Genomic DNA, 13,798 nt, shown 5'->3' with positions numbered 1-13,798 from the left:
AGAGCGCATCCTTAAACTGCGATTTTCCGAGATTCCTGTCGAGATATCCGTCAGAATTCAAGCCTTAACTCTCGAACAATTAGAAGAGTTGATGGCAACAGCATTAACCGTTAACTCCCTAGATGAGTTTAGTCAACATTTGCCCAAGTAATGTAAGCATATGCGCTACGCGCACGCTACGCGAACAGCGGTCAGCGGTCAGCGGTCAGCTTTGTGAGATAGGCTTCTAACTTGTGACTTTCGTGACTATTAAACGAATGCTTACCTGTTGTCTTGATGCAATAGCGAGTGGGGGAAACCCCAAAGACCGCCCTGCATCGCTTATTCAAAAGCTGTTCTTGTAGCGTGCCCTATCCCATCAGCTGATAGCTGATAACTGATAGCTGATAACTGATAGCTGATAACTGATAGCTGACAGTGTCACACCTCATCTCCTTTGTGCGGTTAGGGGTGGGTTACTCTTGCCTCTTGCCTAGGCTCAGCAACCCTAACAAACCGGCACCATAAGCAGGCTCATGGCGAGGCCAAATCACGTTAGCATTAGGGCAAAGCATGACAAGGGATGATTCAAATTGCTGACGGATTGAGGAAAGACCATGCCATACACTTCCGGTGGTTACTACCTCACATTCTGAGTCAGGGGTAAAGACGCTTTCAATTACAACTTGGGTAGCTCTTGCTAGTTGATTAACTGTATCTTCGATAATGCTAATGGCTACCTGATCGCCTTCAGCGGCTGCTTGATCCACAATTGGTGCTAAGGATGCAATTTCTTTGACACCCCACCCTGGCTGATAGATGACATCTGTGATATAATTGAAGTTTGATAAGTTAAAATGGGTAGTGAAGCGCTCCTGAAGACTAGTTGCTCTTAGACTAGTTACTGCGCAACCATCATAGGCGTTGATAGCGGCTCGTAATCCAGAGATGGCTATTTGATAGGCACTGCCAACATCTCCTAGGATATGCCCCCAGCCACCAACTCGCTTGGTGTTTCCCTGGGCATTGCGTCCAAAAACGATTGAGCCGGTGCCTGCGATCGCAACAACTCCCACAGGCTTACCGACTCCTCCCACTAAGGCAATCAAAGCATCATCACAAATAACAACATTAGAGGGGAGTAATGCCCAAGTGACCGGAATTGTCTGACTTGACAACAACTGTTGGACGAAGCCTCGCACCACTTCTCTATCTCGTGGACGACCAACACCGGCTAATCCCAAACAAATCGCTTCCACTGTGACCGATTCCATGGATAGTTTAGCGGAAGCTTGTTGGGTGGCGAGGCGAATGGCTGATTCTATGGAGGCGAAAGCGGTTTTGATACCAACGGTGTGATAGTTGGAGGCGTCGGCTTCTCCTCGACCTAGGACTTGACCTTGGTGGTTGAGGACTACACAAAGGGTTTTACTGGCACCGCCATCTATTCCGATTACACAGGTGGTCATTTATAGTAACTATCATACTCATGAGGTGCAAATATCTGGGTTTTAGGGAGCAGGGAGCAGGGAGCAGGGAGCAGGGATTAACTAATAGGCAATAGACATGCTAGCAATAAGAAAAAAATCTGTACCTCATAGTCATGCTAAAAGCTAGTTAATTTATTAACTCTGTAGAAGCAAGAAATTGAAACTGGCAAGATGCCAGTTCCACCAAGATGCCAGTTCTACCCAAGATGCCAGTTCTACCAAGATGCCAGTTCCGCATCAGCAAAGAAATGAAACTGGCAAGATGCCAGTTCTACCCAAGATGCCAGTTCTACCAAGATGCCAGTTCTACTAAGATGCCAGTTTAGCGATCGCATTCAAAACCAGCCAAAAGCCTACAATTAGTTATTGTCTGAGTCTTCTTGCTTGAGAAGGGCATCGACTAATACTGTGACTTGCACAAGGGAATTGATCACATCACTGGCTTGGGTAAAGGGTTTACCTTCATACTCGCAGTAGGCTGACCAGATCACAGGAATAGCAATCAGTCCGACGAGCCAATGCTTGATGGTTTTAGGATTATACATGGGCAGGGAAAAAAACAACAGCCTCATCTGTTTTTGTTAACTCTCTCCAAATAGCCATTCCATGCCAAATCGAGCTAGAGAGCCCATTTCAAAAATTTTTTCCGACTTTGCATAGAATCCGGGGTTAACCACCGTTAAATATTTAGTAACTAAAGTGCATGAAGGAGATGGATTGAGATGGAGTTAACCCATGGACGCACTGGACGAACGACTGCAACAGTTAGCTTTGGAGGCTCAACAGCATTCCCCAAAAAGCCGTGACCGTCGTCTAGCCCTGACTCGGCTGATTCAAATGATTCAAGCATCGGGCAGATTATCTCGCAGGAGATATGACACTCCCCAGGAGGTTTACGATGAAGCACTTCAAGAGACTTGGTTGTATGTGTTTAAAAAAATTGACACTTATCAACCGAGAGGTCCGGTGATTAACTGGGTCAATTACGTTCTCAAGAGGCGGTTGAATGATGCCAGGCAACTACATACCAAACAGGGACGGGAGTATTCACTAGATGCACCAATAAACTCTTCCGATGGGGGTAAAGTTAATCAATCAGGTATGACCTATTTAGATACTATTCCCCAACGAGAAGAAACTCCTTTACCTTCCCAGCTTGTACGTCAGTGTATTGAAGAAGACTCTGACGGGCTGTTTGCCAGCAAACACGTTAAAGGACATCCTAAAGCCAACTTCAGAACTATAGCTCTTTTATACCTAGACCGGAAGAGTTGGCAACAGACTGCTGTTGCAGTTGGGTTAGAGCCAAAGCAAGCATCAACGGTGCAAAGTTTTTACTGGCGCTGTTGCAAGTATTTTGCTGACACGTTTAAGGAATACTTGCAGTCATAACTGACAAATAAGATTCAATTAAGGATACTCAACAATGAATAACTTAACAGAGCGTTTGAGATTTTCTGTGCCTCTTACCCGAGATGCCTATCAGCTGGCAGAAACATTTAGTCGGGAACAGCACGAACCGGACAAAGCTCAACAAGTTTACCTAAATACATTGGCGGTTTATGCGGTAAATTTTTACTGCCAGTGTATTGAAGTGGAAACAGATTTAAAAGGGAGTGATAGCTGGAATTCGGTACTACGCTCGCTGATGGATGTGGCAGATTTGCTGGTTAAAGATTGGGGAAAATTGGAATGTCGTCCCGTTCTCCCTGGAGAGCTATTTTGTAATCTACCGCCAGAAAGTCAGCAAGACCGAGTTGGTTATGTAGTGGTGGAAATTAACGAGCAAACGAATCAAGCAACGCTACTAGGATTTACCAAAATAGCACCTACTAGTTCTTTGGAGATTAGTCAATTATCTCTAGAACATTTAATTAAGCTATTTCCAGAAAAACCGGAAATAGCATCAGCTCGATTGCGTCGGCGACTAAAAGTTAAAAAGCCCTCAAGCAACCCTGAGATTGCTCCATGCTCTGAAGATAACTACTAAAAACTCCAGGAGATTTATCTATGATGAGAGTTTTAGTAAGTCTAGGAGTTTTGATGAATCTCCTGTTAGATAGAGAGCCTTTTCTGGAAGATACGCTAAGATTGCTCGAAATCATTGAATCTGGGCAAATTGAAGGCTATGTCACGGAGAAAAGCCTACATCATTTTCTACATGAAGCTACAAACAATAAAGGATTTAAAGATGCGATAGGAATAGTCAATGATATACTATATATCTTAAAACTATGCCCTGACGAATACCAACTATTGAGGCAAGCAAAATTATCACAGTCTGAAAATTTTGAAGCTATAGAACAGTTATGTGCCGAGACTCTTGACCTTTGTTTAATTGTCCCAGAAGAACCGGAAGAATGGGTAAATTTGCCTGTTTTATCGGTAAAAAAATGTCTAGAGCGCAGGTCTCTAGAAGAACAAATACTCTATCCGAAAGGGTCAGATGTGCTAAACTTATGGGAATGGTTTAAGGGTAATTTTAAAGTAGATTGGCAGTCGGTTAGCGATTTGCTGTCTCCACAACTTAGACCAGCATTTAGAAATACCGAAGACCAGCAAGAACGATCTAAACTGATTGATTTATTTGATTTAGGGCTAGAACTAGCAGGTAATGCTGTCGTTTTAATTATTACTGTCCGAAAAATTGACAAGGAAACTGCCAGCGTTCGAGCCCAAGTTTATCCAAGAGGTGAGGCACTAACCTTACCTCCGAATTTGAAACTATCGGTACTGACTGCAACCGGAGAGGTTTTTACCGAAGTAACTGCCAGAAGTAATGATGAATTCATCCAATATCAGTTTAATGCCCAACGGGGAGATGACTTCGGAATTCAGCTTTCTTTAGGTGAAGCCTGCATTATCGAAAGGTTTCATCTGTAATCCAAAGCTGCAGAATTCTGCAAGAGGGATGGGCAATGAAGCAGTTATCAATCTTGACATTATATGGAGAATTTGATCAGGGGTTTGATGCCACCCTGGAAATTCGGCAAGGGGATCTCCATTCTCCGTCCCAAACTCGGATAAAAGGGCGGTTGTCGGGAAATCGAGACTTACTCAACTGTTATCGCCATTGGCAGCAACGGTATCTGAGTTTGGAAATGCTATTTCGTGCTCTGAGTGCCAATGCCGAACAAGTGACCAATTCATCCCAGCGGGGTGAAGCCTTTGCGGCTTGTCGGCAAGGGGCTGAGGTTTTGGAAGGGAGTCTTAATCACTGGCTCAATACTGACCTAGACTTTCGCTCGATTCGGGATAAGTTATTGCGCTCGGGGAAAAAATTTCAACTGCTGTTACAGACCAATAATCCCTGGCTGCGTCGGTTTCCCTGGCACCGCTGGGATTTACTGGCGGAAGCCCAGGCGGACGTTGCCCTGAGTGCCCTTGAATACGATTGTCCCAACCCCCTTAACCAGCAGACTACCCCCAAGGGCAAGGTGAAAATTCTGGCAATTTTGGGTCAGGGTGCCGGTCTTAACCAGCAAGCTGATCAGCAGGCGTTGGAGGAGTTGGCGGGTCAGGCGGGGGCACAAATTACCTGGCGGCAGGAACCCCAGGCATCGGAGTTGAATCAGCAGTTATGGGAGCAGGGGTGGGATATTCTGTTTTTTGCTGGTCACAGTGGCACTTCCCAAGAGGGGCAGCGGGGGGAAATTCAACTCAATCAGACCGAACGGTTGACTATCGATGATCTGCGGTTTGCCTTGAAGAAAGCGATCGCACGAGGGTTGCAGTTAGCTATCTTTAATTCCTGTGATGGTCTCGGCTTAGCCTACCAGTTGGCAGCACAGCAGGATTTGTATTTGCCCCAGGTGATTGTGATGGCCGAGAAAGTGCCAGACCCAGTATCACCCAAGTTTTTGCGGTATTTTCTGGAAGCTTACATCCGGGGTGAGTCTCTGTATAGCTCCGTGGCAGAAGCACGGGAAAAATTACATGGCTGGGAACAAGAGTATCCCTGTGCCAGTTGGTTACCGGTGGTTTGCCAAAACCCTACCGTTCAACCCCCCACTTGGAAAGAATTACGCTATGGTCCGATCAACCAGTCTCCTTGGCAGTTACCCCGCACGGCTGTGATTGCCAGTTTTCTGGTTACCCTTGCCCTGATGGTGGTGCGACCATTGGGGGTAATCCAACCCTGGGAGTTACAGGCTTATGACCAATTTATGCGCTGGCGACCCGACCAAGGGGTTGACCCGAGGCTGTTAGTGGTTGAAATAACTGAGGAGGATTTTAAGTATCAGGATGACCAGGGTATGAAGCGTAAGTGGTCCCTGTCTGATGCGGCTTTGGCTCAACTGTTGGATAAATTACAGGCTCATCACCCTCGTGCCATTGGCTTGGATATCTATCGGGATTTTCCGGTCAGTGAGGAATATCAGGATTTGGCTAATCCCTTGGCAAGGATGGATAACTTTTTTGCGGTGTGTGAAGCTAGTAACCCCACTCGTAACTATCGTGGTATTGCCCCACCCCCAGAAGTGCCACCGGAACGTTTGGGCTTTACCGATGTGGTGATTGACTCCGATGGCATACTGCGCCGTTATCTTTGGTATGCTACCTTTAACAGTGATTCCCCTTGTCAGACTGAGATGTCTCTAAGTTTGCAGTTAGCACTACATTACTTAGCTGCAGAGGGGATTGACCCTAAGGTCACACCAGAGAGTGAGGTGCAATTAGGGGAAACCACGTTAAGGTCGTTGCCTGGTTATGCCGGTAATTACTCCGGAACGAGTAATGCTGGCTATCAGATGCTATTGGATTATCGCACTCCTGGTGATATCGCCCAAAGAGTTACCCTAAAACAGATTTTAACGGATCAATTTGAACCGAGTTGGGTTAAAGACCGGGTAGTTTTGATTGGTGTTACTGCCCATAGCATTAAAGATGATTTCCGCACTCCTTTTAGTCAGGATTCAAACCAGACTATGCGTGGTGTCTTTATTCATGCTCAGATGGTTAGTCAGATTCTGAGTGCGGTGAAAGATGGACGACAACCGTTGTGGGTATGGTCTCAGGGGGGAGAGTTTTTCTGGATTTGGGGTTGGGGGAGTCTAGGGGGTTTCTTGGTTTTGGTCTGTAAACGACTCGTTTATGGGATGGGAGTAGGTATCGCCAATCTGGTAGTTTTATCTGGTGTTTGCTTTGTTGTCTTTATTCAAGGTTGGTGGATACCTTTAGTCCCTTCGGGTTTGGCTTTTGTAGCTACAGGGATGATTGTTGGTTACAATAAGACTCTATCTATGAGTTACTCTGCTCTTAGTAATTGAAAGGAGTAATGGCTAATGGTAATGATTTTTTTCACTGCTTTACATATTTTAAATTGCCATTGGTTTGAGATTGGTAGTGCCCTAGTTTACAGTTGACTAATTAATATCTTTTTTGATTAATACATTGCCTATAAACTAATTTGGAGATGTTTAATGATTCTTAAAAAAATGCGTATACAACAGATAATTATTGTTCTGACTTTAAGTTTTGTATTTAGTTTGGAACCTCAGAGAGTCACGGCTGTAGAGGTCAGTCAACCCCTAACTAACTTCCTGAAAGGATTAAAGTTTACTCTACCTCCTAAAGGAGCACCTGGTAAACGTAAGGGTGGAGGAAGTCGTGGCGACTATTGTTCAGCTATTGCATTGGTTCCTGGTACTAATTTTGGCTTAACTACTAATGAACGTCCTACTTTTTGGTTTTATGTGTCCTCTTCACAAAGAAGAAGACGGCAAGCAGAGTTTTGGCTGCGGGATAAGGAAATTAATCAAGTCTACCAAGAAACATTCACGCTCAAAAATACGCCGGGAATTGTCAAAATAACTCTACCGGAAACGGTTTCACCACTTGTTTTTGAAGATTTATATCGTTGGGGTTTCTCTGTGAGTTGCAATCCCACAGACCGATTATATTATGATTTCGTTAGTGGTGGAGTTGAAAGAATCTATATGACTTCTGATTTAGAGAAGCAGTTAGAAGGCAAGAATCCCCGGGAGCGTATTGCTGTTTATGCCCAACAAGGGTTGTGGTTTGATGCCCTAACTACTTTAGCTGAACTGCGTTTGGCTAATCCCGAGGATAAATCACTCGATGAAGACTGGATGGAGTTATTGCACCAGGTGGGTTTGGAGGAAATTGACTCAAAGCCTTTAGTTGATTGTTGTACTGCTCAAAATTAACGAATCAATGGGTAACTTTTGAACATCAAAATCCTATTATTACCTATTTCATTTGGCGTTATTTTCGGTGTGATAACTATGAAATTTAAAAGATTTAGATTAATTATCCTTCTGGCTTGGTTAGGTAGTTTCTCCCCACCGTTGCTATTTAATGTTTCAACCATATTCTCAGCTTCTCCAGCATTAGCTCAAACTTTAGAAAGCCGTAAAGTGGAAGCTGACCGACTTTTTAATCAAGGTATTGGGCAGTTTCAAGTCAGCGAATTTCGCGAAGCATTGCAGTCTTGGCAGAAGGCAGTCACTATTTATCGAGAAGGAGACCGGCAAGGCGAGGCTAACTCTTTGGACAATCTCGGCAATGCTTACCTTGTACTGGGGGACTACCCAAAGGCCATTGATTTTCTCCAGCAAAGTTTGGATATTGCACGAGAAATAGGAGACCGGCAAGGTGAGGCTAACTCTTTGGACAATCTCGGCCTTACTTACAATTCCCTGGGGGACTACCCAAAAGCTATTGAAAACTACCAGCAAAGTTTGGATATTGCACGAGAAATAGGAGACCGGCAAGGTGAGGCTAACTCTTTGAACAATCTCGGCCTTACTTACAATTCCCTGGGGGACTACCCAAAAGCTATTGATTTCCTCCAACAGAGTTTGGCTATCAAAAGAGCAATAGGTGATCGCTTTGGTGAGGCGTCCTCTCTGAACAATCTCGGTGGTGCTTACCATGCCCTGGGGGACTACCGAAAGGCGATTGAAAACTACCAGCAGAGTTTAACCATTGCACGAGAAATAGGAGACCGGCAAGGTGAGGCTAACTCTTTGAACAATCTCGGCCATGCTTACCAAAACCTGGGGCATTACCGAAAGGCAATTGAAAACCACCAGCAGAGTTTAACCATTGCACGAGAAATAGGACACCGGCAATATGAGGCTAACTCACTGAACAATCTCGGTAATGCTTACGACAACCTGGGGGACTACCAAAAGGCCATTGAATACCTCCAGCAAAGTTTAACGATTACACGAGCAATAGGCAATCGCAAAGGTGAGGCTAACTCACTGGGCAATCTCGGTAGTGTTTACAAAACTCTGGGGGACTACCCAAAGGCCATTGAATACCTCCAGCAGAGTTTAACCATTGCAAGAGAAATAGGTGACAGACAAGGTGAGGGTGCATCTCTAAACAATCTCGGCCATGCTTACCAAAACCTGGGGGACTACCCAAAAGCTATTGAATACCTCCAGCAGAGTTTAACCATTGCACGAGAAATAGGCGATCGCCAAGGTGTGGCTAACTCACTGAACAATCTTGGTGTTGCTTACTACAACCTGGGGGACTACCAAAAGGCCATTAAAAACCACCAGCAGAGTTTAACCATTGCACGAGAAAATCGCCAAGGTGTGGCTTGCCTTCTGTGCAATCTCGGTAATGCTTACGACAATCTGGGGGACTACCGAAAGGCGATTGAAAACTACCAGCAGAGTTTAACCATTGCACGAGACATAGGAAATCGCTCAGGTGAGGCTAACTCACTGAACAATCTCGGCAATGCTTACTATTCCCTGGGGGAGTCCCAAAGGCAATTAATTTCCAGCGGCAGAGCTTAATGATTGCACAAGCCATAGGCGATCGCCTTGGTGAGGCTAACTCACTGAACAATCTCGGTGTTGCTTACAGAAACCTAGGGGACTACCGAAAGGCCATTGAATACCTCAAGCAAAGTTTAGCTATTGCACGAGCAATACAATACCGGCAGCAGGAAGGAAACTCCCTCAATAACTTAGGATATGCTCTGTTTAAATCAGGTGATCTTGGACAAGCTGAAACCACCCTCACTAAAGCAATCGAGGTTAAGGAATCTCTACGACCAGGCTTGCCAGATAACCTTCAAATTACCCTATCCGAGCAGCAATCTAATATCTATCGCACTTTGCAGCAAGTTCTAATTGCTCGAAATAAAACGGATGCTGCATTGGAAATTGCGGAAAGGGGACGTGCTCGTGCCTTGGCGGAATTACTGACAAAGGAGTTATCCCCAGAACTAGATACTCCAATAACTAAACCTAGCCTGGAGACAATCAAACAGGTTGCCCAGCAACAGAAGGCCACACTTGTGGTATACTCTGTTATTCCCGATGAAGGAATCTATATTTGGGTGATCCAGCCTACGGGCAAAATTGAATGGCGCTCGGTTGAACTACCTCCAGATACCTCTCTCGAAGACCTGATTAACCACGGATATGATTGCCTTGCAGACCATGGTCAATGTCGCAGTAGTAAATCTTCTGGGCAACCGTCCCAAGGTGATTGGGTTAAACTCAAGGATGACCAGTTCCAGGAACCCTGGCAAGTAGTTGAAGTTAATGCTCAACAAGGTACTTTACGACTCAAGTTACCAGGATGGGAAGAAGGGGTAACAGTGGAGCGCCCCATTACTGATGTTGTCACAATTGTCGATTCCCCTAATATTGAGAAACCACGGTTACAACAGCTTCATCAACTGTTGATTGAGCCGATTGCAGACTTACTGCCCAAGGATGAAAATGCCCGTGTAGTCTTCATCCCTCACAGAGAACTGTTTTCTGTACCTTTCCCAGCCCTGCAAGACCAGGAGGGAAACTACTTAATTGAGAAACACACCATCCTTACTGCTCCTTCTATCCAAGTCTTGGGCTTAACCCATCAGAAACGGAAAAACCTTCCTAATTCAGCCCAAACTGCCCTGGTAGTTGGTAATCCTACCATGCCCAAGGTACCACCAGCTGCTGGAGAAGAACCTAAACAATTAGGTTCTCTCGATGGTGCTGAACAGGAAGCTAAATACATTGCTTCCGAGTTAAACGCTCAACCCCTATTGGGACAAGACGCTACGGAAGCCATAGTTAAACGTCAGATGCCTAGCGCTAGGTATATTCATTTAGCTACCCACGGGTTATTTGATCCCAAGCGTATTGGAGGTATTGGGAGTGCGATCGCCTTGGCTCCTTCTGTAGGAGAGGACGGACTACTAACTGCGGAAGAAATCTTTGACATGAAACTCAGTGCGGAACTGGTAGTAGTCAGTGCCTGCGAGACCGGAGTCGGTCACATCAACAGTGAGGGGGTGATTGGTTTATCTCGGTCCTTAGTTGCAGCCGGTGTTCCCAGTGTGATGGTGTCCTTGTGGTCAATCCCTGATGATAAAACCACAGAATTGATGACCGAGTTTTATCGGAATCTGAACAGCACAGGGGATAAAGCGCAAGCGTTGCGCCAAGCGATGTTGACCATGATTCCGAAGTCAGGTAATCCGAAAGATTGGGCAGCATTTACGTTGATTGGGGAAGCGCTGTAGGGGAATCGGGAATCGGGAATCGGGAATCGGGAATCGGGAATCGGGAATCGGGAGTAGGCCATAGGGGAGAAAGAAGAGGGAATTTCGGGATTGGGGAAAAATCCTGTGTATCTAATTAGTATGAGAACCGCTATAGCATTTCTAAATAGGTTATGAACAATCTTGCTGATTTCTCATAATACCAAAAAATCCTCCAAGCTTTTCCATACTGCTTCCTGCTCCCTTTTTAGATCAATCCTATTTTTAAAACTATAAATAACTATATATAGATAATAACTATATCTTTAGGGTAAAACTAGGATTAATTGGTAGTATTAAGGTTGATCATTAGTATAATTTAAATCAATAAGAGTATAGGAGTTGCTATCCTTTAAATTAAGCAAGTTAATTATAAAGCTTTTCAAGAAATTAAACAAGCTAATTATTGCTACGAGCATTGTATTGTTAATTATTATGAGCAACCATACTTTCCTCGCAGATGGGATTGACAGTTCCAAAGTTTTGGTCAACCCAGCTTCAGCAGAAGGATCAACTGATGTCTTTGGTTACACCCCTACCTTCGAGCAGGAATTGAAGAAGATTGGACAGATTTCACCCCAGGAATTTGCTAAACGCTACGATGCCAAGGTTGATTATATAACACAAATTAGTTGGAATCCGACCAAGGCTAAATTTTGGAACTTGTTCAATCCTTCTCCGAAAAAGCATAATCATAAGACCAATCGTGGAAATGATTCCCACTACAACTTTTGCCTCAATTCAGATGAACTGGCAGTATTCAAGAAACAAGGCTTTGTTGTCAGTGAGCGCATGGGGGCACATAGTTTCGCTGAGTTATTTTACCGAATCTATAGCAACGATTTACCAGTTTTCGTTTCCGCTGATGCCTTGCTTCATGCTTGGCATCGTTCTTATGACGCGATCTTGGAAGAACTAGAAGAAAGTTATCTTGCCACATCACTAGATGAAATTCTCACAGGAATGGCAGATAAAATCCCAGAAGCCAGTAATCAATATGGCAATGGTGTCCTTGACCTAAGTTTAATCGATGCCGACTACTTTCTAGCAGTCGCTCGTTCGTTATTGGCAGGAGAAACAGTTAAGACCAAATTAAATCAGGATGCCCGTGTGGCAGCAACCCTCAACGCCATAGAAGCAGAGCAAATCGAGGAGGAATTTAAGCTGTTTGGGCGTGACCGCGACATGGATTTTTCTCAATTCAAAGTACGTGGGCATTATGAGAACTCCGAGACTCTTAAAAAATATTTCCAGGCGGTAATGTGGTGCGGTAGAGTTGATCTACGGATTACAGGTAAACCAGAAGAAGCGTCTTCACGGGAATTGGGTACAGCTATAATCCTCAATGATCTGTTAAAACAATCTGGTAAGTTCGAGCAATGGCAAGATTTTGACCAAATGCTCCAGACCTTTGTCGGTGCAACTGATTCCATGACCTTTGCTCAACTAGCTGACCTATTAAAACAAGCTAAGATTAAATCTCCGACAGATATTAAAGATTTATCTACATTAAAGCAGCTGCAAACTGAAATTTTAGCTAACCACGTAGGTTTTCAAAACATCAGGAGTCATGTTTACGTTAGTCCGGAAGACGATAATCAGACTAAAGATATAATACCCCATTCGTTTACAGTTATCGGTCAAAAGTTTATTTTGGATAGCTGGATGTTGAGCAAAGTCGTCTACGATGATATTATTTGGAATCGCAAGAAAGTTCAGCGTCGCGTACCAAGTGGATTAGATGTAGCATTTGCAACCCTAGGAAACACTCAAGTAGTACCAGAACTGGTTGATCGGATGAGAAACCAGAATGGGGATAAGTTCCGAGATGGTCTCAACTATCAACACAACCTAGCGGCAGCCTTTAATGTAGTTGATCAGCTAAATCCTTCTGCCTGGGAAGACAACCTTTACATGCATTGGCTGGCAACCTTGCGGGAACTTTCCAAACCCACTACGGACTCGAAATACCCAGAAGCCATGCGTACCCGTGCCTGGGGGATGAAGACACTCAATACACAACTAGCGTCATGGACACAACTGCGTCACGACACCATCCTTTATGCCAAACAATCCTACACCGCTACAACCAGATGCTACTATCCAGCCGGTTTTGTGGAGCCGAGACCGGAATTCTGGGAACGCTTTGAAAAAATGGCTGTGCTAGCAGGGCAGCTAATTGAAAACACTCCCTTTCCAGAGCGCTTCCGAAAGATTCAGCAAAAACAAACTAAATTCTTCAAGAATTTCAGCCAGCAGTTAACTATCCTGAAGGAGATAGCACTCAAGGAATTAGCACAACAGGAACTTACCGAAGCCCAAACGAACTTCCTAGAAAAAGTTGTTGAAATTGAACGGTTTGCTTCAGGGGGTCCGACTTATAGCGGTTGGTATCCCAGCCTTTTCTATAAGAAACCTGATGATTCTGATAAGTGGGATGCCATTGTTGCCGATGTACACACAAATGTACCTGACCCAATGGTGGGAGATCCAGGCAGTGTACTTCACCAGGGCGTGGGTAATATCGATTTGTTGATGATTGCAGTGGACAATGGTGAAGACAAAATGGTTTTTGCTGGACCAGTGTTGAGCCATTATGAATTTGAGATGCCAGGAGTATCCCGTAAATCAGATTCTGAATGGAAAAAAGATATCCAAACTGGCAAGCTTCCACCTCGCCCCAACTGGACAAAAAGCTATCTTGTAGTTGATTAATTCTTGAATTAGTTCTCTCTTCCTGGGGAATAGGGAATAGGGAATAGGGAGTAGGGAGTAGGGAGTAGGGAGTAGGGAAAAATTTTGA

General features: G+C 44.6%; 12 protein-coding genes. 10 read left to right on the top strand and 2 right to left on the bottom strand.

Annotated elements, in window-relative coordinates; genetic code table 11:
• The first annotated feature begins 7 nt into the window (after positions 1-7).
• A complete protein-coding gene (locus F6K52_RS20840) occupies positions 8-151 on the top strand; it encodes a DUF4351 domain-containing protein (protein WP_364418843.1) in 144 nt (47 codons plus the stop codon).
• A 304-nt stretch (positions 152-455) separates the two neighbouring features.
• Here the strand turns inward: F6K52_RS20840 and F6K52_RS20835 are convergent, their stop codons facing one another.
• Entirely contained in the window at positions 456-1,448 is a 993-nt protein-coding gene (locus F6K52_RS20835; protein ID WP_293081940.1) for a BadF/BadG/BcrA/BcrD ATPase family protein, read from the bottom strand.
• 380 nt (positions 1,449-1,828) lie between these two features.
• Positions 1,829-2,041, bottom strand: a complete 213-nt coding sequence (locus F6K52_RS20830; RefSeq protein ID WP_293081938.1) for a hypothetical protein — start codon at positions 2,039-2,041, stop codon at positions 1,829-1,831.
• Between the two features lie 163 nt (positions 2,042-2,204).
• Here F6K52_RS20830 and F6K52_RS20825 point away from each other — a divergent pair, with 163 nt between their 5' ends.
• The 9 genes from F6K52_RS20825 to F6K52_RS20785 all read left to right on the top strand — a co-directional run bounded on the left by F6K52_RS20825 (position 2,205) and on the right by F6K52_RS20785 (position 13,710).
• Positions 2,205-2,861 (top strand): hypothetical protein, encoded by a 657-nt coding sequence (locus F6K52_RS20825; RefSeq protein ID WP_293081935.1) that lies wholly within the window; start codon positions 2,205-2,207, stop codon positions 2,859-2,861.
• A 34-nt stretch (positions 2,862-2,895) separates the two neighbouring features.
• A complete protein-coding gene (locus F6K52_RS20820) occupies positions 2,896-3,459 on the top strand; it encodes a DUF1822 family protein (RefSeq protein WP_293081932.1) in 564 nt (187 codons plus the stop codon).
• A 20-nt stretch (positions 3,460-3,479) separates the two neighbouring features.
• A complete protein-coding gene (locus tag F6K52_RS20815) occupies positions 3,480-4,352 on the top strand; it encodes a DUF1822 family protein (protein ID WP_293081929.1) in 873 nt (290 codons plus the stop codon).
• 35 nt (positions 4,353-4,387) lie between these two features.
• Complete coding sequence (locus tag F6K52_RS20810) at positions 4,388-6,739, top strand: CHASE2 domain-containing protein (protein WP_293081926.1); 2,352 nt, start codon at positions 4,388-4,390, stop codon at positions 6,737-6,739.
• Positions 6,740-6,892: 153 nt separating this feature from the next.
• The gene (locus F6K52_RS20805; protein ID WP_293081922.1) at positions 6,893-7,639 is read left to right on the top strand and encodes a DUF928 domain-containing protein; all 747 of its coding nucleotides are present in this window, start codon (positions 6,893-6,895) and stop codon (positions 7,637-7,639) included.
• Between the two features lie 78 nt (positions 7,640-7,717).
• Positions 7,718-9,250, top strand: coding sequence for a tetratricopeptide repeat protein (locus F6K52_RS20800; RefSeq protein WP_293081919.1), 1,533 nt, complete (start codon positions 7,718-7,720; stop codon positions 9,248-9,250).
• Complete coding sequence (locus F6K52_RS20795; RefSeq protein WP_293081916.1) at positions 9,250-10,977, top strand: CHAT domain-containing tetratricopeptide repeat protein; 1,728 nt, start codon at positions 9,250-9,252, stop codon at positions 10,975-10,977. The genes F6K52_RS20800 and F6K52_RS20795 overlap by 1 nt, the downstream gene beginning before the upstream one ends.
• Complete coding sequence (locus tag F6K52_RS20790; RefSeq protein ID WP_293081913.1) at positions 10,941-11,096, top strand: hypothetical protein; 156 nt, start codon at positions 10,941-10,943, stop codon at positions 11,094-11,096. The genes F6K52_RS20795 and F6K52_RS20790 overlap by 37 nt, the downstream gene beginning before the upstream one ends.
• Positions 11,097-11,430: 334 nt before the next feature.
• The gene (locus F6K52_RS20785; protein WP_293081910.1) at positions 11,431-13,710 is read left to right on the top strand and encodes a DUF3160 domain-containing protein; all 2,280 of its coding nucleotides are present in this window, start codon (positions 11,431-11,433) and stop codon (positions 13,708-13,710) included.
• The last annotated feature ends 88 nt before the right edge of the window (positions 13,711-13,798 follow it).

It is taken from the genome of Moorena sp. SIO3H5 (assembly GCF_010692395.1).
Classification (GTDB): domain Bacteria; phylum Cyanobacteriota; class Cyanobacteriia; order Cyanobacteriales; family Coleofasciculaceae; genus Moorena.
Note: the sequence above shows the minus strand (reverse complement) of the source record. Positions and strands in the feature narration are given on the sequence as shown.

What these genes read in the sequence shown, in the direction of transcription:
- F6K52_RS20800 (WP_293081919.1), top strand. Translation starts at nt 7,718, where the DNA reads ATGAAATTTAAAAGATTTAGATTAATTATCCTTCTGGCTTGGTTAGGT.
- F6K52_RS20820 (WP_293081932.1), top strand. Translation starts at nt 2,896, where the DNA reads ATGAATAACTTAACAGAGCGTTTGAGATTTTCTGTGCCTCTTACCCGA.
- F6K52_RS20795 (WP_293081916.1), top strand. Translation starts at nt 9,250, where the DNA reads ATGATTGCACAAGCCATAGGCGATCGCCTTGGTGAGGCTAACTCACTG.
- F6K52_RS20825 (WP_293081935.1), top strand. Translation starts at nt 2,205, where the DNA reads ATGGACGCACTGGACGAACGACTGCAACAGTTAGCTTTGGAGGCTCAA.
- F6K52_RS20805 (WP_293081922.1), top strand. Translation starts at nt 6,893, where the DNA reads ATGATTCTTAAAAAAATGCGTATACAACAGATAATTATTGTTCTGACT.
- F6K52_RS20815 (WP_293081929.1), top strand. Translation starts at nt 3,480, where the DNA reads ATGATGAGAGTTTTAGTAAGTCTAGGAGTTTTGATGAATCTCCTGTTA.
- F6K52_RS20835 (WP_293081940.1), bottom strand. Translation starts at nt 1,448, where the DNA reads ATGACCACCTGTGTAATCGGAATAGATGGCGGTGCCAGTAAAACCCTT.
- F6K52_RS20785 (WP_293081910.1), top strand. Translation starts at nt 11,431, where the DNA reads ATGAGCAACCATACTTTCCTCGCAGATGGGATTGACAGTTCCAAAGTT.
- F6K52_RS20830 (WP_293081938.1), bottom strand. Translation starts at nt 2,041, where the DNA reads ATGAGGCTGTTGTTTTTTTCCCTGCCCATGTATAATCCTAAAACCATC.
- F6K52_RS20810 (WP_293081926.1), top strand. Translation starts at nt 4,388, where the DNA reads ATGAAGCAGTTATCAATCTTGACATTATATGGAGAATTTGATCAGGGG.